Consider the following 25575-nt stretch of genomic DNA (forward strand, 5'->3'; position numbering starts at 1 on the left):
GCCCATGAGCCGCACTCCGGGCGACGCCCGCACCCCGCGCACCACCCCCAGGCCCACCACCGACCGACCGGACACCCCCACCGCCCCGGCACCCGACGCCCCGGCTGCCACCGCCCCGGCCCTCCCGCTCCTCCGCCGTTTCCTCCGCCAGGAGAAGAGCGACGCCTGGGCCGTCCGCCTCCTCCCCCGCATCGTCTTCGGCGTGGCCGCGCTCTACACGGTGATCACCCTCGCCTCCCAGAGCGGCTCCGCTTTCTTCGCGGTCGTCACCGCGCTGCTCCTCGGCCTCGTGCTCTGGCTCCTGCGCCGCCGCACCCAGCTGCTCCTGGCGATGGGGGTGAGCATCCTCGCCATCGCCTTCACCGGCTACTTCTCCGCGGTCGGCGACGCGGCCCGCACGAGCGAGGACGCCGGCGCCACCGTCACCGGCACAGCCGCCTTCGGCTACTGGGCCCTCGCCGGAATGGCGCTCCTCGGCGCGTGGATGGTGAAGGAGCACCCGGGCCGACGGGGCGTCACCGTCGTCCTCGCGGATGTGATCCTCGTCATCGCCTCCGTCGTCGGGATGTTCCTGCCGGAAGCGGGTGTACCACTCGGATTCCTCGGCGTGCTCGGCGTACTGGCGATGCGCGGAAGCAGCGCGAAAGCGGTTGCAGGCCGCGCCCGCCAGGCACTTGACCGCCTGCGGACGCGCAAAGCCAGTGACCCGTCGGACAGTTGAGGCCCGTGTGAACGTTTCGTCTCGTCACTGTGCCAAGTCGGCACATGCTTTGCAGATGCGTTGCACCGGGTTGACGGAACGTTTTAGAGTCCCCCCCGATCACGTATCACCACGGGGGACAACACACATGCCTATGGCCAGCCATACGGCGCTGCCCACGCGCCCCGCGCGCGGGCCGGTACGGGGAGCGGGGGCGGGGACGGGGGTCCACACTCCCGACGCCGCTCTGCCCTGCCAGCGCCGACCGGACGTCTTCCAGCACCCGCTGCTGGAGGCACCCACGGACATTCCGTACACCTCGCCCGAACAGCGCCACCAGCACCTCGTGCTGCTCCGCACCGCCCGCGACCTGTGCGCTTCCTGTCCGTTGTGGGCGGAATGCCTCCAGGACGCCGTCGCCCACGCCGAGCCCTACGGCTACGCGGCCGCGACCACTCTCGACGACCGCCGCTGGATCCGCCGCGCCCTCGGCGTCGGCGACGCGAACGGCGACCTGCCCACCCACACGGCGGACGGCCCCGGCGCCGGCCCCGGCTACAGCTCCGGCGAAACGTCCCGCCGACTGCTGCGCCTGCGCTCCCGCAGCACCGACACGGCCGCCCGGCACGACGCCGAGCGCGGCCAGCCCACGCTGGAGCGAATCCTCGACGCGTTCGACGCACGCCAGGACCAACTGGCCAGGCCACGACGCGAGTTGCCCGGCATCCCGAGGCAGTTGCACGAGCACACCACCGCACAGCAGCCGCACAGCGGCGGCCACCAGCTCAGACCCACCCACCCGGAAAGCAGGAGCGAGGACATGGCAGCGGCCGAGTCCGGGCAGCGGATCGCCTTCTCGTACGAGGATCCCGCCCAGGCCGTACGACAGGCTCTGCTGGCCCCCCTGATCCGCTCCGCCCTGCCCACGCTCACCGGCCTGGAGCAGCTGGTCACGATGCTGGCGAGCGTGCCCGGCGGCGAGATCGCGCCGGAGATGCCGGACACCATCCGCGCCGCACGCAAGGCCGTGGAGGCACTGGCTCCGGAAGGGGGCCGAGGCTCCTGCGACTCCGCCGACGGCACCCCGGACACCGCCGGCCCGCTCCGCGCCCTCACCGGCTCGGTCTCCGTCGAACTCGCCACCACCGACCCGGTCGCGGCCCTGCGCCGTGACTTCCTGGAACCGCTGCTGCGCGAGCTGGCCTCCTCGCTCGCCAACATCGAGAAGGTGGCGACGATGCTGGCCGCGACCGAGGCCTCGGACGGCGACGAGATCCACCTGGAGCCGATCCGCACCGCGCTGCAGGGCATCCGCGCCTGCCTCCCGCATCCGGCCCCGACCGGCAGGACGTCCACCGGCACGGGCCAGGCCGCCGCCCCCGCACCCTCCGGCGCCCCCAGCATCCGGGCGGCCGTGGAGACGGCCGTGTCGACCTTCCCCGGCCCCTTCTCGGCCCGTGACGTCCTGCGCGCCCTCCCGCCCGGCGTCTACGGCGACCCCTCGAAGACGATCAGCAACGTACTGTCCGCCCTCGTCAAGTCGGGCCGTCTTCAGCGCCTCGCCCGAGGCACGTACGCTCGCACCGTCGACGTCACCATGGACGTCGCCGTGGACGTCCCCGAGCAGGACGAGGCGAAGAGCGCCTGAGCCGGAACCGAGCCGGAAGGAACCCCGACCCCCGATGACCGAACCGACGCCGCCACCCCCCGCCACGGCGGACGCCCAGGTGCACGTCTTCTCCCCCAACGCCGGCCTGATCGACGGCGTCCCGGTCACCGCCCCGCCCTACGGCGACATCCAGGACGTGGTCCTGGCGATCCTCCAGCAACGCGCCCAGCAACTCGGCGCCCCCACCCCGGCCACCATCACCGACAACCGCTACGGCGGCGCGATCCGCCTCCTGATCCACCCGGACGGCACGACGGAACAGCTGGGCTGAGCCGTCCGCGCCGCCGAGCCCGCCCTCAGGCCCGGGGTCCGGTCCCCCCGGGCGGAGGGCTGACCTCGTCGATGTCGGCGAGGATCTTCCGCGTGAGGTCGATGTCCATCTCGAGAATGTCGCGGTCGAACTTCGCCGGCTCCCGCTCGTAACGGGCCCTGCCCACCTCGGAGGTGAAGGCCGAGGCGGGAACCGCGTCCTGCCCCGGGAGGACGAACTTCACCACTTCCTCGAAGGCGGCCAGCGCGTACGCCATGGCTCCCCGGTACTTGTGGTGCTCGGATTCGGGTGAGTTGAGCATGTCCAGTCCCGCGCGGCGCGAGATGTCGTGCGCGACCTCCGCGAACTCGCCGGGGTCGATGATCTCGGAGGGCTCGGGGCCGCCGAAGGCCGGCGGAGGCGGGGGGATCTCGTCGGCCATCAGGAAGGCGAAGTTCCGGTTGCGGCCGCACTGGGTGCACGGCCCCTCGTACACGGCGACGATGCCGTCACCGCGCTGCTCCAGGCGGTGCCGACGGACGAAGTCGGAGCTCCCGCACTCGCATGGGTGCAGGTCCATGTACAGGTGCGCTTCGAGTGAAGAACGGGCTCTCAACATGGGATGATCCTAAAGTCTGTTGTGCGGTGTGCATATGTACAGAGCCTGGGGGAGGGCATCACGTGGACACATCGGCCGATCCGCAGATCGCCATGGGCACGCTCCGCACGGGCGGACCCGCGCAGCAGCAGGATCTCGTGTGGGCCGCGAGGCGGGACATGGGTGCGGTGGCGGCCGTCGTCCTGGGGGACAGACTGGCCTCCCTCACTCCGGCCCAGACCGCGGACGGCCGTCAGTATTTCGTGTTGCAGGACAGTCAGGGGGAGTCCGCCCAGATCTGGGTGGACGCCATTCCGCTGACGACGGGAGCGATCGCCGACACGGCGACGAACACCGCCTCGCAGAACTACGTCATCCGGGTGTCCGACCGCCTTCCCACCGCGATGCTGGGACGAGTCCTCGCCCACGAACTCGGTGAGCTCGCCGCCGTGCGCGAGCGCGCCGCCGATGGTCTCACCCCCGTACGGGACAATCTCCTGCGCGAAGGGGCCGAACTCCCCGCGCACCAGGAGCTGTCCGCAGCGGACCGAGGCCGCATAGGTGAGCTCAACTGGCTCGCCGCGCGGAGCGCGGCCCCCGATCTTTCTCCACAGCAGCAGTTGGAAGCGCGTGCGCAGTTCTCGGCGCTGCTCGATCCCTACGGCATCCGGCCGACCGCCGTCATGAGCGACGAGGAAGCGTTCCGCCCCCAAGAGAGGGCGGCACAGGTGCGCCACCGGGTGTCGGCCGATTTCCTCTCCGCCGGCTCCCGGCGCCTGCTCACCACCCTCGCCCGCCCCATGGAAAACCTCTCCCCCGCCGACGCCACCGCGCTCCAGGCGTCCCGGGACGCAGCGCTGCGGGCCGAGCGGCAGGTCGAGGCGTTCATCGGGCGGCGTGACGTCACCATGCCCATGCCCGGCTACGACCAGAACGGGCTGCCGCTTCCCCGCGACGAGCTGGAACCGGCCGCCGAGCGGTGGGCCGAGTACCGCGCCCAGGTCAGCGAGCGCACCGTCCGGACGCTGGAGGGGCAGCTCGCCGAGGGGCAACTCCCGCTGCGCAAAGTCGTGATCGGTGGCGGGGCGAGTCTCACCGGGCGGGATCCGGAGGCGCTGCTGGTGGACGGCGCGGGCCGCTGGCACCTGGACCCCGGTGCCGGGATCGTGCAGTCGGCGGATCAGGACCGCGACCTCGTTCAGTGGATGGGCGTCGACCCGTACTCGGCGGTGGAGGATCCCCGGCACCGCATCTCCATCCACGCCGTCCGCGTCTGGGAGGACCAACTCGCCACGCAGGGCGACGTGGTGAACGGCCACGCCCGGCTGCGCCTGGGGCAGAACGGCGAACTCCTCGCCGAGGTGCGCACGTTGGGCGAGGACGGCGCGGAGAGCGCGACCCCCCTCTGGGTGGCCTGCGACGGCACCCCCAGCATCGCCACCGGCCTCACACCGGAACTCGTACCGGGAATGCCGCGCGGAGAATTCGCCGTGGAGAGCCGCGGCGAAGCCGTCCGCCTGATCAGCGATCGGCTGCGAGAGCTGGAGGGACAGGGGTTCGCCGGTGCGGGCGAGATGCGCGCCTGGCTGACCCGGGCCGAGCGGAGCGGCACGGACGCCGGTACCGTGCTCGGCGCCCTGAACTCCTACGCGGAACTGAAGGACGCCCTCTCGGCCGGCCTGGGCGCCGCGGACGAGGCCCGCATGGGCAACTGCTTCACCGCTCTCGACTCGACGCAGAAGTGGGAGGCGGCGCGCAAGGCCGCGGAGGGGCGGGCACTACTGGGCGACGAGGTCGCCGAGAGCCGTTTCGACCCGCACGCCGCCCGGGAGTGGATCGTCGTGGGATCCGGCGGAACCGCCGTGGCCAACGCGGAGATCATCCTGATCCAGAATCCCGACGCCCACGTCACGATCATCGGCTCGAGACCGCCGCCGGCACTGCAGCACCAGGTCCAGTTCCCGGCGATGGAGGCGAAGTTCGGCCACGGCGAGGGTGGGGAGAAGCGTCTGAGCTTCGTCGAGGCACGTGTCGGGGCCATCGAGACGTACCAGGACGAGAAGGGCGAGACCCGCTTCCAGGTCCCCTACGTCGAAAAGGGGACCAAGGAACAGAGAGTGGCCCGCAGCGACGGATACGTCACCAGTCTCGGCCGCACCAACCCCCTTCCGCCCGCCCTCCAGGTCCTCGCCGACGAGGTGCGCGACCGCGGTGGGGAGATCTCCGGGGACCTGCTGTTCGACAAGGACGACCAGTACATCGGCTACGGGCTCACCTTCGCCGTGGACGGCAGGGAACACCGCGTCGACGTGGACGGCGCGGCCTCCTGGCAGCTGCCGCGCGAGATATTCACCCCGGAGACGGGAATCCAGGGCCAGTTGAACGGGATGGGCGTCCGCGGTCTGCCCTCGGAGACCGGCAACGCGGCTCCCGGCTTCTCGCCCATCGCCCGCCAGAGCGCCCTGCGCGCACGCGCCGTCGCGGCGGCAGCGGCGGGCGACCCCGAAGCCGTACGACGCCTGTCGACGATCCCGGACCGCTGGCGACGCCCGGACCTGGGGCAGGACCGGCATCAGGACGCGGGCACGGACCCGGGCACGGACCCGGGCAAGGGCACAGGCACGGAGGCGCAGCCACCGGCTGCGGGCACGGGCAGCGCCGCCCCGCACCAGGAGAAGGCCAGGCCCGCACCGGAACGGGAACGGGAACGGGAACAGGCCCAGGATCAGGATCAGGACCAGGGACGAGAACAGGACCCGGAACCCGTCCCCGCCCCCGAATCGGCCACAGCCCCGGTCCCGACCCCGACGACAACCCCGTCCCCGTCCCCGACCCCGACGACAGCCCCGAGTCCGGCACCGGGACCTGCCTCTGCATCGCCCCAGACCCCGGCCCCGGCCCCGGCCCCGACGACGCCCCCGGCGCCCGCACCGGCCCCCTCCCCCGCTCCGGACATCCCCGGCTCCCACCTGTGGCAGATGGGCGTGCCCCGGGGCGGCGGCAACCGGCCCCCCGCTCCCGTCCGGAAGCCGGAGCAGCAGCCGCCGGGTCCCGAGCGGCCGGAGCCGGGCGTCGACATGGGCGAGTGACGGCCGCGGAGAACGAGGAAGGGGCCCGGAGACGAATCTCCGGGCCCCTTCCTTCGTATACGTACCGCCAGGTGTCAGTCCGTCGGCTGCTGCCGCTTGGGCCGCCAGACCACCAACGCGCTGGTCTGCTGCACCTCCTGGTACGGCACCAGGTCCCGCCGGTAGGAGGCGTGCACCGCCGCCTCCCGCTGCTGCATCGCCGCGGCCGCGCCGTCCAGCGCGGCCTCCAGCTCCGCGGCCCTGGCCTGGAGCGCGGCCACCTGGTTCTCCAGCTCGATGATCCGCTTGATGCCGGCCAGGTTGATGCCCTCGTCCTGGGACAGGGCCTGCACCGTGCGCAGCAGTTCGATGTCGCGGGCCGAGTAACGGCGCCCCCGGCCGGCGGTGCGGTCGGGGGAGACGAGACCCAGGCGGTCGTACTGGCGTAGCGTCTGCGGATGCAGGCCCGAGAGCTGGGCCGCCACCGAAATGACGTAGACCGGAGTCTCCTGGGTCAGTTCATACGGGTTACGCCGACGGCCGTCCATCACTCTCATGCTCCCTTCGCGGCCTCGAACAGCTCCGCCCGCGGATCCTCGCCCGCGGTCGCCTCGCGATACGCCTCCAGCGCCTCACGAGCCTTCCCCGACAAGTCCTTCGGAACACTCACCTCGACGGTGACCAACAGGTCGCCGCGGGTGCCGTCCTTGCGGACCGCGCCCTTGCCCCGCGCCCGCATGGTGCGGCCGTTGGGCGTGCCGGGCGGAAGCTTCAAGGTCAGGGACGGCCCGCCGAGCGTCGGCACCTTGATCTCGCCACCGAGTGCCGCCTCGGTGAACGTGACCGGCACGGTCACCGTCAGGTTGTCCTCCTTGCGGCCGAACACCGGGTGGGCGCCGACATGGACGACGACGTACAGGTCGCCCGCCGGGCCGCCACGCTCGCCCGGGGCGCCCTTGCCGCGCAGCCGGATGCGCTGACCGTCCGTCACCCCGGCGGGGATGCGGACCTGCATGGTCCTCGACGACTTCGCGCGGCCGCTGCCCTTGCAGTCCAGGCAGGGATGCTCGGCGATCAGGCCGCGCCCCTTGCAGTCCGGGCAGGGGTCGGTCAGGGAGAAGCCGCCTCCCGAGCCCCGCGCCACCTGGCCCGTGCCCACACAGGTCGGGCACACGCGCGGGGTGCCGTTCTTGTCGCCCGTCCCCGAACAGGCCTTGCAGGGGGCCTGCGAGGACATGCGCAGCGGGACCGTCGCGCCCTCGATCGCCTCCGTGAAGGTCAGGGTGACCTCGGTGTCGATGTCCTGGCCGCGCCGGGGCTGGGTACGGGTCGTGCCGCCGGGGCCGCCGCGGTTGAACAGGCCGCCGAACACGTCCCCGATGCCGCCGCCGAAGCCGCCCTGGGCACCACCGCCCTGGGCACCGCCTCCGAAGAGGTCGCCCAGGTCGAAGTTGAAGTTGCCGCCCGCGCCCGGACCGGGGCGGAAGCCGCCGTTGCCGAAGAGGGCGCGGGCCTCGTCGTACTCCTTGCGCTTCTTGGGGTCACCGAGGACGTCATTCGCCTCGGAGATCTCCTTGAAGCGCTCCTCCGCCTTGACGTTGCCCTTGTTGGCGTCCGGGTGGAACTCACGGGCGAGCTTCCGGTACGCCTTCTTGATCTCGGCCTCGGTGGCGTCCTTGGGGACGCCGAGGACCTTGTAGAAGTCCTTCTCGACGAAGTCTTTGGTGCTCATCCTCGACGTCCCTCCTCCCCATCACTCATCCGATCGAGCTCAGCCCTCGTCCGGGCCACCGCTCTCCTTGTCGTCGGCCGCCTCGGCCTCGTCGGCCTTCGCCGCCTGTGCACCGGGCTGCGGTTCGGCGACGGCCACCCGCGCGGGGCGGATGGTGCGCTCGCCGATCCGATACCCGGGCTGAAGGATCGCCACGCACGTCGTCTCGGTGACGTCGGGCGCGTAGCTGTGCATCAGGGCCTCGTGGATCGTCGGGTCGAAGGGCTCGCCCTCCTTGCCGAACTGCTGGAGGCCCATCTTGGCCGCGACGGTCTCCAGCGATTCGCCCACCGACTTGAAGCCGCCGACGAACTCGCCGTGCTCCCGCGCGCGGCCGATGTCGTCGAGGACGGGCAGGAGCTCGGTCAGGAGGTTCGCGATGGCGATCTCCTTGACCGCGATCCGGTCGCGCTCGACCCGGCGGCGGTAGTTCTGGTACTCGGCCTGGAGGCGCTGGAGGTCCGCGGTGCGCTCGCCCAGAGCGGTGCGCACCTGGTCCAGCTGGGCCACCAGACCGGCTGTCTGGTTCGTGTCCCCGGCCGGGGCCGCCCCCGCCGCCGAAGCGGAGGAGGAATCGGCCTTCGGCTCGGCGTCTTCAGGGGTGGCGCCGGAGGGGACGTCGGGCTTCTCCTCGAAGCCCGGGGTCTCCTCCGTCACGCGGCACCGTCCTTGCGCTCGTCGTCCACGATCTCGGCGTCCACGACGTCGTCGTCCGCCTTCGGGGCGTCGGCCTTGGGAGCGTCGGCGCCCTGACCGGCCTGGGCGTCGGCGTACATGGCCTGGCCGACCTTCTGCGAGACCGCGGCGACCTTCTCGGTGGCCGTGCGGATCTCGGCGGTGTCCTCGCCCTTGAGCGCGGCCTTCAGCTCCTCGACGGCGGCCTCGACCTCGGTCTTGACCTCGGCCGGGACCTTGTCCTCGTTGTCCTTGAGGAACTTCTCCGTCTGGTAGACGAGCTGCTCGCCCTGGTTGCGGGACTCGGCGGCCTCGCGGCGGCGGTGGTCCTCGTCCGCGTACTGCTCGGCCTCCTGGCGCATGCGGTCGACCTCGTCCTTCGGCAGCGAGGAGCCGCCGGTGACGGTCATCTTCTGCTCCTTGCCGGTGCCGAGGTCCTTGGCCGTGACGTGCATGATGCCGTTGGCGTCGATGTCGAAGGCGACCTCGATCTGCGGGACGCCACGCGGCGCCGGCGGCAGACCGGTCAGCTCGAACATGCCGAGCTTCTTGTTGTAGGCCGCGATCTCGCGCTCGCCCTGGTAGACCTGGATCTGCACCGACGGCTGGTTGTCCTCGGCCGTCGTGAAGATCTCCGAACGCTTCGTCGGGATCGTCGTGTTGCGCTCGATCAGCTTGGTCATGATGCCGCCCTTGGTCTCGATACCGAGGGACAGCGGGGTCACGTCGAGGAGCAGGACGTCCTTGACCTCACCCTTGAGGACACCGGCCTGGAGCGCGGCGCCGATGGCGACGACCTCGTCCGGGTTCACGCCCTTGTTGGCGTCCTGACCGCCGGTCAGCTCCCTGACGAGCTCGGCGACGGCGGGCATCCGGGTCGAACCACCGACGAGAACGACGTGGTCGATCTCGGAGAGGTTGATGCCGGCGTCCTTGATGACGTTGTGGAACGGCGTCTTGCAGCGCTCCAGCAGGTCGGCCGTCAGCTGCTGGAACTGGGCGCGCGTGAGCTTCTCGTCCAGGTGCAGCGGGCCCTCGGCGGACGCCGTGATGTAGGGCAGGTTGATCGAGGTCTCGGTGGACGAGGACAGCTCGATCTTCGCCTTCTCGGCGGCCTCACGCAGACGCTGCAGCGCCATCTTGTCCTTGGCGAGGTCCACGCCGTGGCCGGCCTTGAACTGCTGCACCAGGTAGTCGACGACACGCTGGTCCCAGTCGTCACCACCGAGGTGGTTGTCGCCGTTGGTGGCCTTCACCTCGACGACGCCGTCACCGATCTCCAGGAGGGACACGTCGAACGTGCCGCCACCGAGGTCGAAGACGAGGATCGTCTGGTCGTCCTTGTCCAGGCCGTACGCGAGCGCGGCCGCGGTGGGCTCGTTGACGATACGAAGGACGTTGAGACCGGCGATCTCACCGGCTTCCTTCGTCGCCTGACGCTCGGAGTCGTTGAAGTACGCCGGGACGGTGATGACCGCGTCGGCCACCTTCTCGCCCAGGTAGGCCTCCGCGTCGCGCTTGAGCTTCTGCAGGATGAACGCGCTCATCTGCTGCGGGTTGAAGTTCTTCCCGTCGAGCTCGATCGTCCAGTCCGTGCCCATGTGACGCTTCACGGAGCGGATGGTCCGGTCCACGTTCGTGACTGCCTGGCGCTTTGCCACCTCGCCGACGAGCACTTCACCGTTCTTGGCGAAGGCGACGACGGACGGCGTGGTCCTGGCACCCTCGGCGTTGGTGATGACGGTGGGCTCGCCGCCCTCCAGAACGCTGACGACGGAGTTGGTTGTGCCCAGGTCGATGCCGACCGCACGTGCCATGGTGATCTTCCTCCAGCTGACTTGAGTGGAACGGACTCAAGTGTGCACGAGGCTCACCTCTCGGTCAACAGACCTGAGTCGCACCCACTCAACTCTTATCCGTTCCTTACACGCAAGGACGCGTTGACCTGCGGCGATACGGATCGACCGGTTCTCCTCACACCGGGTTCCGGGTGATGCGCCTGGTCCTCGGATTGACGCCGGGGCGCGTACACCGACGCCGAACCCGACCCGGGACGCTGCTCGGGGCGGGGCGCCGAACGACCCGCGGCCCGCGCCTCCCGAAGACCGCCGCCGGCACCATGACCGGCACCGCCCGTCCCCCTCGCCGCACCCGCGGTACGGGCACGCCGAGCCCGCCGGTCGCGTCGGCCACGCGCGCGTGGGGGCCCGTACACCGCGACCCGCAGCATCCCGAGCACGACGACGAGTGCCCCACCGGCCACCCACAACACCGCCCGCGCGTCGGCCCATCCGGCGTGCACCAGCACCCCGACGAGCACCGCGGCGAAGGCCGCCACCGCGACCAGGACGGTCACGCCCTGCGCGGTGAGCCCCAACCGCCGCAGCCGGTGGGCGAGATGGTCGGACCCGCCGCGCAGCAACGGCCGCCGGGCCAGCCGCCGGGACAGCACGACCAGGACGACGTCGGCCGCGGCGACCGCGGTGAGCGCGACCAGCACCCCCGCCCCGGCGACCGGATCATGCCCCGCGCGGGCGATCACGGCGGCCGCGGCAAGGAGGAACCCCGCGAAGAGCGATCCGCACGCCCCGAGGGCGACACGTGCGGGGGGCCAGTTGTGCATCAGGAAGCCCGTCAGCGCGGCGGCGAACACGCTCAGCAGTACCGCCAGCCCGTCCATGACCTCGACGGCGGCACAGGCGGCCACGCCGAAGGCGGTGACGACCCCGACGGTTCCGGCCACTCCGTCGGCGTGGTCCAGCGACCGGAACGCGAGGGCGACGAAGGTGATCCAGCCGACACCGGCCGCTCCGGCAACCACTCCGGTGTCGCCGTACGGCACCACGAAGGCGGCCGCGACCGCCGTACCGATCACCAGGAACCGGGCGTTGAGCCGCCACACGTCCGCGACCAGCCCGAGCGCGGCGACGGCGCCCCCGGCGGCGAGCAGCACCTCGATGCCGTCGCCGAGCGGGGCGATGCCCGTCCAGTCCCCGGCGACCGCGACGAGACAGGTGGCGAGCACCACGGCGGCACCCCCGAAGAGAGGCACCCGCCGCTGCCGCTGCCGCCGGTCGAGCAACCCCAGGCGCAGGGCGGGTACGCGCAGCAGCGCGGCGAGGACGGCGGCGAGGAACAGGGCGGTGATGGCGGCGACGATCCCGTAGAGCACGGATATAAATTAGTCACATATGTACCAATTTGGTACGAATAACACGGCCGATTCGCCACCGGATCCCAGCCGGACCTCAACCGGACCTCAACCGGACCTCAACCGGAACCCGACCGGACCTCAACCGGAACCCGACACTCCGCCCACTCGAATCCGACCCGATCCTGAGGCAACCCTCAGCGACTGAGATCACTCAGCATCCCGCTACAGTGCGACGGAGAATACGGGGTAGTCTCAAACGGACTGCATAAGTTACCGCTTAGTAATTTCCCTCGCAGGCCCGAGGAGCCCCCAAATGCAACTCGCCGCGATCATCGTGTCGCTGCTTCTGACCGTGGTCGGCGTCGCCCTGATCGCACGTGCCATCGGCCAGTTCGTCCGGTACTTCAAGCTGGGCCAGCCGCTCCCCGCCGGAACCCGGACAGACAACCCCTACGCGCGCAGCGTGACGCTGGTACGGGAGTTTCTCGGCCACACGCGGATGAACCGCTGGGGCATCGTGGGCTTCGCCCACTGGTTCGTGGCGATCGGCTTCCTGACGCTGCCACCGACCCTCGCCCAGGCCTTCGGCCAGCTCTTCGAGGCCGACTGGGTGCTGCCGATCATCGGCGACTTCCTGCCGTTCGAGCTCTACATCGAGTTCATCGGCGTGATGACGATCCTGGGCATCGTCGTCCTCATGGCGATCCGCCTGCTGAACCTGCCCTCCCGCGCGGGCCGCAAGTCCCGCTTCGCCGGCTCCAAGTCCGGTCAGGCCTACTTCGTCGAGTACGTCATCCTCACCATCGGCCTCGCCATCTACGTGCTGCGCGGCCTGGAGGGTGCACTGCACCACGTGGAGCACTACGAGGCCGGCTACTTCGCCTCGTACCCGCTCGTCCTGGCCTTCAAGGGCCTGGGCGTCAGCACGCTCCAGAACCTGGTCTACCTCGTCGCGATGATCAAGATCGGGACGTCGTTCATCTGGATGATCGTGGTCTCGCTGAACACCAACATGGGTGTGGCCTGGCACCGTTTCCTGGCGTTCCCGAACATCTGGTTCAAGCGCAACGCCGACGGTGCCACCGCGCTGGGCGGTCTGCTGCCGATGACGTCGGGCGGCAAGCCGATCGACTTCGCCGACCCCGGCGACGACGACGTCTTCGGCGTCTCCCAGGTCGAGCAGTTCTCCTGGAAGGGCCTGCTCGACTTCTCCACCTGCACCGAGTGCGGCCGCTGCCAGTCGCAGTGCCCCGCCTGGAACACCGGCAAGCCGCTCTCCCCCAAACTCCTGATCATGTCGCTGCGCGACCACGCGCACGCCAAGGCCCCCTACCTCCTGGCCGGCGGCGGCAAGACCGTGGAAGGCGAGGAGAAGGCCTCCGCCGAGCAGCTGGCCGGGGTGCCGGCCGCCGCGCTCGCCGAGGCCGAACGCCCGCTGATCGGCACCGCCGAAGAGAACGGTGTCATCGACCCGGACGTGCTGTGGTCGTGCACCACCTGCGGCGCCTGCGTCGAGCAGTGCCCCGTCGACATCGAACACGTCGACCACATCGTCGACATGCGCCGCTACCAGGTGATGATCGAGTCCGCGTTCCCGTCCGAGGCGGGCACGATGCTCAAGAACCTGGAGAAGAAGGGCAACCCCTGGGGCCTGGCGAAGAAGCAGCGCCTGGAATGGCTCAAGGAGGTCGACTTCGACATCCCCGTCGTCGGCCGTGACATCGAGGACCTCGGCGAGGTCGAGTACCTGTACTGGGTCGGCTGCGCCGGCGCCCTGGAGGACCGCGCGAAGAAGACCACCAAGGCCTTCGCCGAACTCCTGCACATCGCGGGCGTCAAGTTCGCGATCATGGGCGGCGACGAGAAGTGCACCGGCGACTCCGCCCGCCGCCTCGGCAACGAGCCCCTCTTCCAGGAACTCGGCATGGAGAACGTCATGTCCCTCAACGCCGCGTTCGGCGAGGAGACGGACGACGACGGCAACGTCACCGAGGAGTCACGCAAGCCGAAGTCGGCGAAGAAGATCGTCGCGACCTGCCCGCACTGCCTCAACACCCTCGGCAACGAATACCCGCAGCTCGGCGGCGACTACGAGGTCATCCACCACACCCAGCTGCTCCAGCACCTCATCGACGAGGGCAAGCTCATCCCCGTCACCCCGGTCGAGGGCCTCATCACCTACCACGACCCCTGCTACCTGGGCCGGCACAACAAGATCTACACGCCCCCGCGCGAGATCATCGCCAACGTCCCCGGCCTGCGCAACGAGGAGATGCACCGCCACAAGGAACGCGGCTTCTGCTGCGGCGCCGGCGGCGCACGGATGTGGATGGAGGAGCGGATCGGCAAGCGCATCAACAACGAGCGCGTCGACGAAGCCCTCTCCCTCAACCCCGACATCGTCTCCACCGCCTGCCCGTTCTGCCTCGTCATGCTCACCGACTCCGTCAACGGCAAGAAGAACGAAGGCAAGGCCAAGGAATCCATCCAGGTCGTCGACGTCTCCCAGCTCCTCCTGGAATCCGTCAAGACCCCGGTCGACGACGAACCCCCCGCGGGCGAGGCACAGACCGAGAACGAACCGGAACCCCAACCGGTGGAGTAACCCGAACGGCCGCACCCCGGCTGTGCCCCAGGTTCGCCCCAGCTGTACCGACGCCCCCGTGTCCCACCGTGGACACGGGGGCGTCGCTGCACAACCTCCCCACCCCCTACGACCCTCCCCTGAAGAACCACTGAATCCCGCCCCGTTACTCCCCTTAGGGGATGTCACAGCTCAGCAGCAAAGCCGTGCCCGGACGGTCGGCCCCGCCACGTCACTCTCCGGGACCAGGTACGTTCGAAGGCGTGGCTGGATTCAGGATGGGACGCGGCGGCCGGGACAACCGTGCCCCGCAAGCGCGACCGCAAGACCCTCCGCACGGGCGGCAGGCGCCCCAGGGACCGTCGCGGTCCTCGGGACCGTCGGGACCCTCGGGGCCGTCGTACGGCTACCCGTCGGCCCAGCCGCCGTACCCGCAGCAGCGTCCGCCGTACGGCGGCACGGGCGCGGGCGGCGGCCAGTGGCCGCAGGCGAACGGCGGCCAGAACGGCGACGAGCCGGAGTACTTCGGCGGCGACGCCCCGTACGGCGCTCCGGGCGGCCCCGGCGGCCCGGGGGGTGCCCCGCACGACCCGTACGCCGCGAACAACCCGGGGCACACCCAGGCCTTCTCGATCGACGACCACCAGCAGTACGACCAGTACAACCAGGGTGGTACGTATCACGCGGGTTCCGCCCCGGCGGGCCCGGTCGGTCCGCGTCTGCACTGGAAGGAGCTGCTGAAGGGGATCGTCCTCACCCCCAAGCAGACCTTCCTCCAGATGCGGGACTACACGATGTGGGGCCCCGCCCTCGTCGTCACGTTCCTCTACGGCCTGCTCGCGGTCTTCGGCTTCGACGACACGCGCGCGGACGCGATCAACGCGACGCTGTCCAACGCGATCCCGATCGTCCTGACGACGGCCGTCGCGATGGTGCTGAGCTCCTTCATCCTGGGCGTGGTCACCCACACCCTGGCCCGCCAGCTCGGCGGCGACGGCGCCTGGCAGCCCACCGTCGGCCTCTCCATGCTGATCATGTCCCTCACGGACGCCCCGCGTCTGGTCGTCGCGATGTTCTTCGGCGGCGACGCGTCGTTCGTACAGCTGCTGGGCTGGGTGACGTGGGTGGCGGCCGGCGCCCTGCTGACCCTGATGGTCAGCCGCTCCCACGACCTGCCGTGGCCGAAGGCGCTGGGCGCGTCGTCGATCCAGCTGATCGCACTGCTGTCGATCGTGAAGCTGGGCACGTTCTAGTACCTGGCGGACACCGGTAGGGCCCCCGACGGATGGTCGGGGGCCCTTGGCATGCCCTCACCTGAAGCAACCTCTCGCGACCACCAGCCGGAACGAACCATCCGAAATACCGCATGTCGCACCGTGATAACTACAGAGCGTAATATATTGTGACTGTTCCCTACACCTCCTACAAGGAGTGCGCGTGAAAGCTCGCTTTGGCGTGAGGCGGGGAACGGCGCTCGTGGCCGCCCTGCTGGTCGCCGTCATCGCCCTGATCCTCCCGGGATCGGCAGCCGCCCGGACGGACGACGGCCGAGCCCACTCTGACCACTGGGGCGTGATCGCCCGCAACACGATCGGCTCGCCGGTCGCCGAACTCCGCAACGGCCCCTTCGGCCCGTTCGGCGCCACGGGCACGGCCGCCAGGCCCCCGTACGGGCGGGGCAGCCTCGGCATCGAGGTGTTGGGCGCCACCCAGACGGTGACTCCGACGGTGGTGGAGAAGGTCGACTTCGGCAATGAAGTGGACTTCTTCGGGAAGCAGCTGCTGGGGCTGCGCCGAATCGGTTTCCACGTGTTCCAGACGGGCGAGAACGTCGGCTACGGGGGCTCCACGCCGAACATGCCGAACATCAGGTTCGAGATCGACCCGAACGTGACGGGAAGCGACGACTACTCCACGCTGGTGTGGGTGCCGGCCGCGTCCCCGGTGACGAACGGCTGGAGCCCCTTCCTCGACGCCACCCGGACGGGCTACTGGTACCTCACGGGCGGCGAGACGACCTGCACCCAGGCCGCCCAGTGCACCTTCGCCCAGCTGAGGGCCTCGTTCACCAACGTCAACGCCAAGCCGACGGTCTACACGGTCGCCGTGGGCAAGGGACGCGACTTCATGTGGACCGGCGCGGTCGACGGCCTCCGGCTCAACGACTACGTCTACGACTTCGAGCGGGACGGCGTCAAAGTACTCCGCGCGAAGTGACGGACGGCAACGCGGAGAAACAGAAGAAAACATGAGCCGTACCGGGCCGGCCGCCACCAGAAACGGCCGGCCCCCCTCATGCCCAGACGGCCCACTCCCGCAGGGCCATGCCCCACGGGGTCCCCAGAGGGCTTCCCTAGAGGGCTTCCCTGGAGGGCGTGACGGCCTCGCCCGCCTTACGCACCACCGGCAGGACGCTCCACGGGAAGTTGATCCAGTCGTCGGTCCGCTTCCACACGTACTCGCACTTCACGAGCGACTGCGGCTTCTCGTAGATGACGGCGCTGCGCACCTCGGCGACGGCGTCCAGACAGAAGTCGCGGACGAGCTTGAGCGTCTTGCCCGTGTCGGCGACATCGTCGGTGATCAGGACCTTCTTGTCCGAGAAGTCGACGACGTCGGGGACGGGTGCGAGCATGACGGGCATCTCGAGCGTCGTCCCCACCCCGGTGTAGAACTCCACGTTCACCAGGTGGATGTTCTTGCAGTCGAGGGCGTAGGCGAGCCCGCCGGCGACGAACACTCCGCCGCGGGCGATGCTCAGTACGACGTCGGGTACGTAGCCGTCGTCGGCGACGGTCTGCGCGAGCTCACGGACCGCGGTGCCGAACTGCTCGTAGGTCAGGTTCTCCCGCGTCACGCCCGCGCCGGTCAGGTCGTCGCCGCTCACACCTGGGTCCGGTGGAAGTTGAGGAAGGACCGTGAGGCCGTCGGCCCGCGCTGGCCCTGGTACCTGGACCCGTACCGCTCGCTGCCGTACGGGGACTCGGCCGGCGAGGTGAGCCGGAACATGCACAGCTGACCGATCTTCATACCGGGCCAGAGCTTGATCGGCAGGGTGGCGAGGTTGGACAGCTCGAGCGTCACATGCCCGGAGAACCCGGGGTCGATGAACCCGGCGGTGGAGTGGGTGACCAGCCCGAGCCGCCCGAGGGAGGACTTGCCCTCCAGCCGCGAGGCGAGATCGTCGGGAAGCGTGATGACCTCGTAGGTACTCGCGAGCACGAACTCCCCCGGGTGGAGGATGAACGGCTCATCGCCCTCGGGCTCCACGAGCCGGGTCAGGTCGGCCTGCTCGACCGAGGGGTCGATGTGCGGGTACCGGTGGTTCTCGAACACCCGGAACAGCCGGTCGAGCCGTACGTCGATGCTCGAAGGCTGCACCATAAATTCGTCGTAGGGATCGATCCGCACTCGCCCGGCGTCGATCTCGGCCCGGATGTCCTTGTCTGAGAGAAGCACGTCCCGAGGATACGCAAAGCGCGCGGAGCGACCACCATCGGACGACTCCGCGCGCCAGACCGGCGGCGCCTCCAGCGCCTCCGGCTCCTGTTGCCGCTACCGCTTCTCGAGAATCACCGGTACGGCACTCCGCAACCGGGTACACCGAGGGCACCGGACGAGCCGCCCGGGACCGAGCCGCTCGGCCTGCTGCATCGGGAACGAAGCGGTGCTGAACACGTGCCCATCGGCACAACGGACGACGGTGCGCTCCATCAAGTCCTCGAGTCCCTTCCCCAAGAGCCCTGTCCGGCTGCTGCCCGCCGGACCACGAAAGCCACATTACGGGACGAACGGGACGACCCTCCAGGCGGCACTCCGACCCCGCCCGACCCCACTTCCACCACCCCACCGTACGCCCCAACTCCGGCCGCTCGCAGCAGGATCCATCCCCTGAAACGCGCTCGGACCCCATGGCTTCATCGCCCGGGGCCCGGCATGAGGTAGAGTGACGGAGCGTTCCGACACCGGTCGAACCGGTGCCTTTCGCGGGTGTAGTTTAATGGTAGAACATCAGCTTCCCAAGCTGAGAGCGCGAGTTCGATTCTCGTCACCCGCTCCATGTGAAACCCCCAGGTCGATGACCTGGGGGTTCTTTGTTGTCCAGACCTGTGAGCGGGGCGCGCACCACATCCGCACCACAAGGGCGCGACTAGCTACCCGTGGGCTTCTCGTTGTGGTGCGCGGGGTCGTGATCCTTGCCCTCGTGGTGCTTCGCACGCTCGGCGCGGACCAGGTCGTCGAGGCCGGCCGCCAGGTCACGCTGACGCTCCTCGTCGGAGTGCTGGTAGATCAGCGCGGCTTTCTCAGAGGACTGTCCGGCGCGGACCATCGTGTCCTTCAGGGTGGCGCCCGACCGGGTCGAGAGCGTGTGTCCGGTGTGACGAAGGTCGTAGAACCGGAAGCCGTCCGGGAGGCCCACGACGGCGCGAGCACGGGCCCACTTCCGACCGAAGGACGTACGCCGGAACGGGGCACCCTTCTCCCCGACGAAGACCAGGCCGTCAGGCTCCTTCTCGGCGAACCAGGCGAGGTGCTGCTTCGCCTCCTTGTGGAGAAAGCCAGGGAGGACGACGGCACGGACACCGGCGTCGGACTTGGTCTCTCCAGGGGCGCGCTTGCCGTTGGTCCGCTCCGGTTCGGCGACGCGAACGCGGATCACCAGGTTGTCGAGGTCGACATCCCGGCGGCGCAGGCCGGCCAGTTCCTCAGGTCGCATCGGACCGTACGCACCGAGGTAGACCATGAGCCGCCAGCGGATTCCGATCGCGTCGGCGAGGGCGTCGACCTGGGCGACGGTGGCAATACGGCGCTCAGCCGCGGATTCCTTGCCCGCACCCTTGATCCGACACGGGTTGCGGCTGATCAGGTCGTCGTCAACCGCCGTTTCGAGGATGCCCTTGAGGAGGCGGTATGCCTTCGCAACGGTGGTCTTGGTCTTGGTGGTGCGGAGCCGCTCGGCCCGCCATTCACGGACGCGGGGCGCGGTGATCTCGTCCAGGTCGAGCGCCGCGAAGGTCGGGAGGATGTGGAGCCTGAGGAGGTGCTCGTACAAGTCCACGGTCCGAACAGCCAGCTCCCGTTCCTCGACCCATTTCTCGGCATAGACCCGGAAGTTGACCGCACCGACGTCGGGAGCGCGCCAGTCTCCGCGGCTGAGGTCTGCCTCAACCTGGGACAGCCAGATCTCCGCGTCCTTCTTGGTCTCGAACGTCTCGTCCGCGCGGATGCGCTCGTTGTCGGGGCCGAGGTACGACGCGGTCCAGCGGCCGGACCGGTACTGCCGTACCGCACCGAAGCGGCGACGCCTCCCCTTCCTGTTGGCCATCAGGCAACCCTCCGAAGTGCGGTGCGACGACGGAGCCTGATCGGCTCGACCGTGCGGGACTGAACGAACTCCTCGACCGCGCTCTCGGGGATGCGGACATGTCGGCCGACCTTCACGTACCGGATGCGCCGTTCCTCGATCAGTCGCCGGGGGAAGCGGCTGGTCGTGCCGAGCAACTCGGCGACCTGGTCGACGGACAGATAGCGGTCGGTCATTCGGCGGGTTCTCCTTCCGAGTCGTGTGTGTCGGGTCGTCGTGAGGTGGCGAGCCAGGATTCGGCGGCGGTCAGGCCGGTACCAGCGAATCGCCAGTGCGAGAGGACCAGGACGGTGTCCGGGTCCGGGAGGGGGTGGCCAGCCAGGGCTGCTCGTTCGCGGGTGAGTGCTTCGTTGTGGTCGGCGCGTTCCTGGCGGAGGGCGCCGAGGGTGACGGAATACGCGCGGGACTTGGTGGAGAAGTGGCCGCGGAAGCCGAGCATGTGGGCCCACTTGCGCAGCCGGAGTTCTTCGAGTTCGGGCAGTCCTCCGAGGTGCCAGCAGGTGAGGATCATCCGGCGGGCGTGGTCGGTGACGTCGGTGCCGATCAGGTCGGTGAGGGGATTGCGGATCGGGCGGTCGATGGTGCCTGTCGCGCTCTCCGCTCCCTTGGTGGCGTACTTGGCGATGTAGGCGGCGACGGCCCGGCTGGTCAGGTCGGTGGTTCCGGTGAAGTCGGCGGAGCGGATGGGGCGGATGTCGAGCTGTTCGCCGAAGCGGAAGGTGTGGGCGCGGTCGTCGAGGGTCGGGCCGGGGGTCTCGGCGAGCCGGACGGCCGAGCGGATCGCGTCGGTGAGGAGCTCTGTCGTGGCCCAGACGGGCGGGGCGTCCTCGGCACCTTCGGGGCCGTCGAGGCGGATCACGGCATGGAAGTGCACGGCTCCGCGCCGCTGGTATTCGGCGACCTTGGCGTACGAGAGCTTCAGGCAGTGGCGCAGTTCGGAGCGGGTGACGTTCGCGCGGGAGGCGATCTGTTGGCGTAGGTAGGTGGTGAAGCGGGCCCACAGGGCACCAGCGTGCGCGTTCCAGAGGACTGCGTCGCGGTAGTCGTACCGCTCCGGGTTCAGCGGGGTGCCGAGAGCGGGGTCGTCGTCCGGGTGGAGGCGTCCGCAGCGGCAGCGACCGCCGCCGGGCCGGTTGTGGACGGGGCCGAAGGACGGGGCGGTGAAGGTGGCGAAGACGCGGGGGTGTTGGGCGACGGCCGGGCCGATCCCCTTGCCGCCGCTCAGGCCGGCCGTGACGAGGTGGTACGTGTCCTTGCGGTAGACCTCGGCGCAGGCGGCGCAGCGGGTCGCGCGGCGGTTGTTGCAGCGGATGAGGAGCTGTCCAGCGGGAAGGTCGTGGTCGAAGATCTCACGGACGATTTCGCCGGTTGCGGCGTGGACGTCGAGGCGGTGGCCCTCCATCCGTACGGGCCGCTCGCAGCCGCCGAGACGCTGGATCTGGTGTGCGTAGGTGCTGAGGTCGCCGTGCTGGGCGAGGGCTGCCAGTTGGCGGATGGCTCCGGTGGGAGCCTGGGGGCGCATGTGCGGGTGCCTCCTTGGAGGGGTGGAAGTTTGGGACGGGCACCCCGGCCTGCGTAGGGGGCTAGACAGCGTGGGCAGGCCGGGATGCTGCGCAGGTGAGGTCAGCGGCGGTCGCTCTTGAGGATCGAGCGGATGACGACCGCGCAGACGGCCACGGAAGCGGCCGTGACGGCGACGGCGAGGAGCATGGAGACCAGGACGGCGCCGACGACCAGGACCAGGGCTCCCCCACCGGCGGCGAGGGTGAGCAGGCTGCCCGGGGTGAGTTGGACCGCCGGCCGGTTGGAGGCGGGGGCCATCGGGACCGGGGCCGGGGCGTAGGCGGTGGGGGTGTAGACCGACGGGCTGTAGGTCGTCGGGGGCGTGATGGTGGGGATCGGGGCGGTGTCCGGGCGGGGGTACTTGGGGGTGAACACGGGGCGGTCCCTTCTGTGGGTCAGTCGAGGAGCGTGGCGACGGCGGGGGCGAGGACGCTGTTGGCGACGAGGTAGCCGCCGAGGAGGAGCAGGGCGACCAGCCACCACGGAGGGCGGGCGAGCTGGATGCCGAGGACGGCGACGACGAGCACGGCGAACCAGAGCGGGACGGTCATGGCGGCGGTCTCCTGTCAGGCCTTGCAGCGGTGGGTGCGGGCGGCGAGTTCGGCGGCGGCGCGGCTGTCGTACTCGGTGGAGAAGTCGCATCGGGGTGCGGTACAGGCGGCGAGGTGGCGGTTGCGGCCACGGGCGATGTAGGAGGCGACCTGTACGGGGCCGGTGCGGCGGACGTTGCGGAAGCGCGGGTTCACGGTGTTCGTCCCTTCTCAGAGGTGGGCGGCGACAGAGGGCGTCATGGACGGAGGAAGTCCAAGGCGGGCACGGACCGCGTCGGGGTCGGGGGCGAGACCGGTGGTGGCGCGGTGTTCCTCGGCCAGGGCCTGGGCGCGGTCGACGAGGGCGGGTGGGAGGGTGACGGCCGGGGCAGGCGTCGGAGCGGGGACAGCCGCAACTGGTTCGGGGGTTGCGGCCAGCTCCGAATCGGAGTCCGGGCCGGTGACCAGGGCCGGAAGCGCGGCACGTTCGGGCGCGTCGACCGCAGCCGGAACGTGGGCCGGTTCGGTGTCCGTCTCGGGCGTAGCCGTGGCCGTCGGTGCGTCCGGGGTGCGGGGTGTGTGGGCGAGCAGGGTTCCCCCGAAGAAGGCGACGGCGGGCCAGCCGGCCACCACGACGCGGAGCGACGCGGGGACGTCGTCCAGGTCGAGGAGCCCGGCGGTGGCGATGTTGGCCCCGAGGGACGCGGCCAGGGCGATCAGGAACCACAGCCGCGGTCCCCCGGCCGGTTGTCCGGCGCGCTGCTGTTCGCGCATCCGACGCCAGGCGGCAACCAGCAGCAGGTCAACGGAAACGGGATAGGCCCATGCCTTCCAACCGCCCTGCCCGGCCGCATCGGCAAGGTCGTGAAGGTGCGAGAAGGACAGGGCACCCGCGATGACGGCTTGGACGATCACGGCGTCCACACGGGCCAACTGGGCGCGCATCGGCTCGGGTTCCTTCCTGTTCGAGGCATGGGAGGGGTAGGGACGCGGCGCGAGGCGGTCACGCCGACCGTGGGGAGGGGGTGCGGCTACTCGGTCACCGGGCGGGCGGTAGGCACGCTGGCCGGGGTGAGCGTCTTGGAGGACTCGACGGCGACGGTGGGCCGGAAGGAGTCGAGGCGGGGCAGTTCCGGCACCAGTGCGGCCGTCTCGCGGCAGATGGCCGCCGCCTCGTCCAGGGACAGGTGCGGTGAGCGGGCGCGGGACCAGCCGCCGGAGGAGTCGCCGACGATGGCGACGCCGGGCCGTTCGGCCGGGATGGAGGTGGCGGCGAGGGCCGCTTCCGGGGAGATGTCGGCGAGCGCCATGTTCGCCGAGGACTCGTCGTTGACGCGGTGGCAGATGCGGCCGGTGAGCTGGGCGCGGAGCATGGTCGCGCCCTTGCCGAGTTCGGAGCCGAAGCGCTGCCCGCACACTTCGAGGTAGATGCCGGCCGCGCGGCCGAGCTGGGCGATGCGGATCAGCTTGGTGACCATGGCGTCGCGTCGCTTCTCGTCGTCGCGGCTCGCGGCGAGGAAGAGTTCCGCGACCTCGTCGACGACGACCACGACCGGCACCGGCCGCACCGCGTCCGGCAGCCCCCACACGTCCGAGGTGAGCACGGCATCCGGACCCGCAGCGGACGACAGACCGATCAGGCGGAACCGTGCCTCCATCTCGTCCAGCAGGACGTCAAGGAGTTCGTTCGCCCGGTCCGGGGTGTCGGCGAGTGCGGACAACCGGGGTGCGAACGGGGCGAGTTCGACGCCCCATTTGCAGTCGACGCCGACGAGGACGACCCGTTGCCGGGCCAGGCCGCACACCAGGTTCCGCAGGTACACGGACTTGCCGGACTGCGTTGCTCCGAGGATGAGTTCATGCGGCACGGCGCGGAAGTCCCGTACGTGCCACCGTCCGTCATCGCGAAGCGTCAGCGGAAGGGTGAGCGGCCCGCGCTGCTTCCAGCGCCGTGCGGGCTGCACGTCGGAGAGAACGTCCCAGCCGATCAGGCGCAGTTCGAGCCAGCCGGGCTTGGTGGGGCGGATGTGCACGGCGTGCGCGGCCCAGGCATGGCGCAGCCGGTCGGCCGAGGCCATGAAGTCCTCGGGGGCCTGGCCGGTCGCCATGCGCAGCCGCATCACGAGCCCGGACCCAGTCGGCCACGGCAGCGACCGCCGAGGCGGGACGGGCGCGGCTTCCCGTCCGATCATCCGGGCCGTGGCCCGACGGACGGCCGAGGCCGGGACCGTCAGGCCGCACGCGTCCATCGTGGCCCGGTAGGTGGTGAGCACGCGGAGCGCGACGAACGGGTAGCCGACGAGCCACCAGAACGCGACCGGTGCACGGCGGCGCAGGACCAGCAGGGCGGCGACTGCCAGCAGGCACAGTGCCAGCGTCCAGACGGTGTCAGTCATGGCGTTCAGCCCTGCACCGGAGCCGGGGCGTTGACCATGACAGCGTCCGCGCGGTAGGCGATGCCGTGACGCATCCGCCCGCCGAACTCGCTCTCCCACGGCCGGGCGATGAGGCCGGGCAGGATGACCGGAGCTCCCATCACCAGGCCCTCACCGATGCCCTTCTCGGGAACGGTGACCTTGATCATGTCCGAACCGCCCGCCGCGATGAACACCAGCTCCAGCACCATGAGCCGGTCGTTGGTGACCGGGTCGATGGCGATCTCACCGGTCTGGCGGTCCTTCACCTTGACCTCGGGGAGCTTGGTGACGAGGAGCGTCGCGGCCGAGACGTCTACGGGGATGACACGCATTTCTTGAACCTCACTTGGTTGGTGATGCGACCAAGCCGCATCGTTGGGACTGAATACCCCCCTAGACAGCAGAGGAGTGGCCCGCCCTAGCTGTCTAGGGGGGTTGACGACCACAGTAGACCGACGGGCCGTCAACTGTCTAGGGGGGTATACGAGGTGGTTGGGTCATGGCGGATCGCAACGGCCGGCGAGGAGAATGCCGTCATGGCGTCCACATCTCCCGCATCGCGGCTCGTGGCTGCGGCCGCTAAGGCTCGACTCCGACCCCTTGGGCTTCGCCAGCATGGCCGCTCTCGCCTGTGGCTAGACGATCATGGCTGGTGGCTGGGGCTCGTCGAGTTCCCCTCGCCTCAATGGAGTCAGGGCAGCGGACTGCACGTCGGAGCTATGTGGCTTTGGCAAGACTCGGACCACTTCACGTTCAACGTCAGTGAGCGGGTGGGAGCGACTGAGCACTACCGCAACGATGAGCAGTTCTCGCGAGAAGCAGAGCACCTTGCCTCACGCGCTGGGTCAAAAGTGCAAGAGCTCCGCAGTAGGTTCGCCGACTTGGAGGCCGTAGCGAATCACCTGATCGCCCAGCCGGTCAGGCTCGGATGGTTCTGGGAGTCCTGGCATGCCGGAGTCGCTGCCGCACTCATGGGCGATGTCCCCGTGGCGCAGAATCGGTTCGCGGCAGCGCTCAAGGGTGAGCCTGTCGCCCCCTGGATGGACGACGCTCAACGATCGGTGCGGGAGCTCCTGCAGATCGTTCAGGACGGGAACGCAGTCCAGTCCTGGGCTCTGGAACGGATCGCCGCATGTCGGCAAAGCCTGGGGCTGCCACCGTTCCAACCACTCGACGGAGTGCTGATCAGCGAGTTGCGGGAGAGCACCCAGCCCAAGCAGTAGCGGCCGAG

25 protein-coding genes and 1 tRNA gene are annotated in these 25575 nt (G+C 70.0%); 9 read left to right on the forward strand and 17 right to left on the reverse strand.

Features of this window, described 5'->3' with window-relative positions:
- The first annotated feature begins 4 nt into the window (after positions 1-4).
- The 3 genes from OHU34_RS20055 to OHU34_RS20065 all read left to right on the forward strand — a co-directional run bounded on the left by OHU34_RS20055 (position 5) and on the right by OHU34_RS20065 (position 2640).
- Positions 5-721: a hypothetical protein gene (locus tag OHU34_RS20055; protein WP_230195109.1), complete on the forward strand. Its 717-nt coding sequence runs from the start codon at positions 5-7 to the stop codon at positions 719-721.
- A 133-nt stretch (positions 722-854) separates the two neighbouring features.
- Positions 855-2348, forward strand: a complete 1494-nt coding sequence (locus tag OHU34_RS20060; protein ID WP_142265342.1) for a WhiB family transcriptional regulator — start codon at positions 855-857, stop codon at positions 2346-2348.
- Between the two features lie 34 nt (positions 2349-2382).
- Positions 2383-2640, forward strand: coding sequence for a hypothetical protein (locus OHU34_RS20065; RefSeq protein WP_020129155.1), 258 nt, complete (start codon positions 2383-2385; stop codon positions 2638-2640).
- Between the two features lie 25 nt (positions 2641-2665).
- Here OHU34_RS20065 and OHU34_RS20070 read toward each other — a convergent pair whose 3' ends face one another.
- Positions 2666-3238: a hypothetical protein gene (locus OHU34_RS20070; protein WP_230195110.1), complete on the reverse strand. Its 573-nt coding sequence runs from the start codon at positions 3236-3238 to the stop codon at positions 2666-2668.
- A gap of 62 nt (positions 3239-3300) precedes the next feature.
- Here OHU34_RS20070 and OHU34_RS20075 point away from each other — a divergent pair, with 62 nt between their 5' ends.
- Positions 3301-6306, forward strand: a complete 3006-nt coding sequence (locus OHU34_RS20075; RefSeq protein WP_405767624.1) for a hypothetical protein — start codon at positions 3301-3303, stop codon at positions 6304-6306.
- Between the two features lie 74 nt (positions 6307-6380).
- On the opposite strand, the gene OHU34_RS20080 is transcribed toward OHU34_RS20075, so the two are convergent.
- From OHU34_RS20080 to OHU34_RS20100, 5 genes are all read right to left on the reverse strand, one after another.
- On the reverse strand, positions 6381-6833 hold the full coding sequence (locus OHU34_RS20080; RefSeq protein ID WP_020129153.1) for a heat shock protein transcriptional repressor HspR: 453 nt from the start codon (positions 6831-6833) through the stop codon (positions 6381-6383).
- A 5-nt stretch (positions 6834-6838) separates the two neighbouring features.
- A complete protein-coding gene (dnaJ, locus tag OHU34_RS20085; RefSeq protein WP_142265340.1) occupies positions 6839-8017 on the reverse strand; it encodes a molecular chaperone DnaJ in 1179 nt (392 codons plus the stop codon).
- A gap of 39 nt (positions 8018-8056) precedes the next feature.
- The gene (gene grpE / locus OHU34_RS20090) at positions 8057-8713 is read right to left on the reverse strand and encodes a nucleotide exchange factor GrpE (RefSeq protein ID WP_142265339.1); all 657 of its coding nucleotides are present in this window, start codon (positions 8711-8713) and stop codon (positions 8057-8059) included.
- The gene (gene dnaK / locus OHU34_RS20095) at positions 8710-10548 is read right to left on the reverse strand and encodes a molecular chaperone DnaK (protein WP_020129150.1); all 1839 of its coding nucleotides are present in this window, start codon (positions 10546-10548) and stop codon (positions 8710-8712) included. Before dnaK ends, grpE begins: the two co-directional genes overlap by 4 nt.
- A gap of 95 nt (positions 10549-10643) precedes the next feature.
- The gene (locus OHU34_RS20100; RefSeq protein ID WP_230195112.1) at positions 10644-11903 is read right to left on the reverse strand and encodes an undecaprenyl/decaprenyl-phosphate alpha-N-acetylglucosaminyl 1-phosphate transferase; all 1260 of its coding nucleotides are present in this window, start codon (positions 11901-11903) and stop codon (positions 10644-10646) included.
- 295 nt (positions 11904-12198) lie between these two features.
- Here OHU34_RS20100 and OHU34_RS20105 point away from each other — a divergent pair, with 295 nt between their 5' ends.
- The 3 genes from OHU34_RS20105 (at position 12199) to OHU34_RS20115 (ending at position 16686) form a co-directional block, all read left to right on the forward strand.
- Positions 12199-14490: a heterodisulfide reductase-related iron-sulfur binding cluster gene (locus tag OHU34_RS20105; protein ID WP_142265337.1), complete on the forward strand. Its 2292-nt coding sequence runs from the start codon at positions 12199-12201 to the stop codon at positions 14488-14490.
- A gap of 161 nt (positions 14491-14651) precedes the next feature.
- Positions 14652-15722, forward strand: a complete 1071-nt coding sequence (locus OHU34_RS20110; RefSeq protein ID WP_405767628.1) for a Yip1 family protein — start codon at positions 14652-14654, stop codon at positions 15720-15722.
- A gap of 184 nt (positions 15723-15906) precedes the next feature.
- Complete coding sequence (locus tag OHU34_RS20115) at positions 15907-16686, forward strand: hypothetical protein (RefSeq protein ID WP_405767630.1); 780 nt, start codon at positions 15907-15909, stop codon at positions 16684-16686.
- A gap of 136 nt (positions 16687-16822) precedes the next feature.
- Here the strand turns inward: OHU34_RS20115 and OHU34_RS20120 are convergent, their stop codons facing one another.
- Both OHU34_RS20120 and dcd read right to left on the reverse strand, forming a co-directional pair.
- Positions 16823-17356: a phosphoribosyltransferase gene (locus OHU34_RS20120; RefSeq protein WP_405767632.1), complete on the reverse strand. Its 534-nt coding sequence runs from the start codon at positions 17354-17356 to the stop codon at positions 16823-16825.
- A complete protein-coding gene (gene dcd, locus OHU34_RS20125) occupies positions 17353-17928 on the reverse strand; it encodes a dCTP deaminase (protein WP_020133056.1) in 576 nt (191 codons plus the stop codon). The genes OHU34_RS20120 and dcd overlap by 4 nt, the downstream gene beginning before the upstream one ends.
- A 527-nt stretch (positions 17929-18455) precedes the next feature.
- Between dcd and OHU34_RS20130 the strand changes: the two genes are divergently transcribed.
- Positions 18456-18529, forward strand: a tRNA-Gly gene (locus OHU34_RS20130).
- Between the two features lie 90 nt (positions 18530-18619).
- Here OHU34_RS20130 and OHU34_RS20135 read toward each other — a convergent pair.
- The 9 genes from OHU34_RS20135 to OHU34_RS20175 form a co-directional block, all read right to left on the reverse strand.
- Entirely contained in the window at positions 18620-19795 is a 1176-nt protein-coding gene (locus OHU34_RS20135) for a tyrosine-type recombinase/integrase (RefSeq protein ID WP_405767634.1), read from the reverse strand.
- Positions 19795-20010: an excisionase family DNA-binding protein gene (locus tag OHU34_RS20140; RefSeq protein ID WP_405767636.1), complete on the reverse strand. Its 216-nt coding sequence runs from the start codon at positions 20008-20010 to the stop codon at positions 19795-19797. Before OHU34_RS20140 ends, OHU34_RS20135 begins: the two co-directional genes overlap by 1 nt.
- Entirely contained in the window at positions 20007-21356 is a 1350-nt protein-coding gene (locus OHU34_RS20145; RefSeq protein ID WP_405767638.1) for a replication initiator, read from the reverse strand. Before OHU34_RS20145 ends, OHU34_RS20140 begins: the two co-directional genes overlap by 4 nt.
- Before the next feature lie 101 nt (positions 21357-21457).
- Positions 21458-21772 carry a SpdD protein gene (locus OHU34_RS20150; RefSeq protein ID WP_405767640.1) on the reverse strand — a complete coding sequence of 105 codons (315 nt, stop codon included), beginning with the start codon at positions 21770-21772 and terminating at the stop codon, positions 21458-21460.
- Between the two features lie 20 nt (positions 21773-21792).
- A complete protein-coding gene (locus tag OHU34_RS20155; protein WP_167467581.1) occupies positions 21793-21948 on the reverse strand; it encodes a hypothetical protein in 156 nt (51 codons plus the stop codon).
- Between the two features lie 15 nt (positions 21949-21963).
- Positions 21964-22143, reverse strand: a complete 180-nt coding sequence (locus OHU34_RS20160; protein ID WP_405767642.1) for a mobile element transfer protein — start codon at positions 22141-22143, stop codon at positions 21964-21966.
- A gap of 15 nt (positions 22144-22158) precedes the next feature.
- Positions 22159-22872, reverse strand: a complete 714-nt coding sequence (locus OHU34_RS20165) for a DUF2637 domain-containing protein (protein WP_405767645.1) — start codon at positions 22870-22872, stop codon at positions 22159-22161.
- Between the two features lie 86 nt (positions 22873-22958).
- Complete coding sequence (locus OHU34_RS20170; protein WP_405767648.1) at positions 22959-24323, reverse strand: FtsK/SpoIIIE domain-containing protein; 1365 nt, start codon at positions 24321-24323, stop codon at positions 22959-22961.
- Positions 24324-24328: 5 nt separating this feature from the next.
- On the reverse strand, positions 24329-24676 hold the full coding sequence (locus OHU34_RS20175; RefSeq protein ID WP_069768393.1) for a hypothetical protein: 348 nt from the start codon (positions 24674-24676) through the stop codon (positions 24329-24331).
- 549 nt (positions 24677-25225) lie between these two features.
- On the opposite strand from OHU34_RS20175, the gene OHU34_RS20180 reads away from it, so the two are divergent.
- Entirely contained in the window at positions 25226-25567 is a 342-nt protein-coding gene (locus OHU34_RS20180) for a hypothetical protein (protein WP_405767651.1), read from the forward strand.
- Positions 25568-25575: the final 8 nt, after the last annotated feature.

This window comes from Streptomyces sp. NBC_00080, from assembly GCF_045041255.1.
GTDB lineage: Bacteria > Actinomycetota > Actinomycetes > Streptomycetales > Streptomycetaceae > Streptomyces > Streptomyces coriariae.

Bases quoted from the DNA above. Each gene is read 5' to 3' on its own strand.
- OHU34_RS20055 (WP_230195109.1), top strand. From the start codon at position 5: ATGAGCCGCACTCCGGGCGACGCCCGCACCCCGCGCACCACCCCCAGG.
- OHU34_RS20060 (WP_142265342.1), top strand. From the start codon at position 855: ATGGCCAGCCATACGGCGCTGCCCACGCGCCCCGCGCGCGGGCCGGTA.
- OHU34_RS20065 (WP_020129155.1), top strand. From the start codon at position 2,383: ATGACCGAACCGACGCCGCCACCCCCCGCCACGGCGGACGCCCAGGTG.
- OHU34_RS20070 (WP_230195110.1), bottom strand. From the start codon at position 3,238: ATGTTGAGAGCCCGTTCTTCACTCGAAGCGCACCTGTACATGGACCTG.
- OHU34_RS20080 (WP_020129153.1), bottom strand. From the start codon at position 6,833: ATGGACGGCCGTCGGCGTAACCCGTATGAACTGACCCAGGAGACTCCG.
- dnaJ (WP_142265340.1), bottom strand. From the start codon at position 8,017: ATGAGCACCAAAGACTTCGTCGAGAAGGACTTCTACAAGGTCCTCGGC.
- dnaK (WP_020129150.1), bottom strand. From the start codon at position 10,548: ATGGCACGTGCGGTCGGCATCGACCTGGGCACAACCAACTCCGTCGTC.
- OHU34_RS20105 (WP_142265337.1), top strand. From the start codon at position 12,199: ATGCAACTCGCCGCGATCATCGTGTCGCTGCTTCTGACCGTGGTCGGC.
- OHU34_RS20110 (WP_405767628.1), top strand. From the start codon at position 14,652: ATGTCACAGCTCAGCAGCAAAGCCGTGCCCGGACGGTCGGCCCCGCCA.
- OHU34_RS20135 (WP_405767634.1), bottom strand. From the start codon at position 19,795: ATGGCCAACAGGAAGGGGAGGCGTCGCCGCTTCGGTGCGGTACGGCAG.
- OHU34_RS20140 (WP_405767636.1), bottom strand. From the start codon at position 20,010: ATGACCGACCGCTATCTGTCCGTCGACCAGGTCGCCGAGTTGCTCGGC.
- OHU34_RS20145 (WP_405767638.1), bottom strand. From the start codon at position 21,356: ATGCGCCCCCAGGCTCCCACCGGAGCCATCCGCCAACTGGCAGCCCTC.
- OHU34_RS20155 (WP_167467581.1), bottom strand. From the start codon at position 21,948: ATGACCGTCCCGCTCTGGTTCGCCGTGCTCGTCGTCGCCGTCCTCGGC.
- OHU34_RS20165 (WP_405767645.1), bottom strand. From the start codon at position 22,872: ATGCGCGCCCAGTTGGCCCGTGTGGACGCCGTGATCGTCCAAGCCGTC.
- OHU34_RS20170 (WP_405767648.1), bottom strand. From the start codon at position 24,323: ATGACTGACACCGTCTGGACGCTGGCACTGTGCCTGCTGGCAGTCGCC.
- OHU34_RS20175 (WP_069768393.1), bottom strand. From the start codon at position 24,676: ATGCGTGTCATCCCCGTAGACGTCTCGGCCGCGACGCTCCTCGTCACC.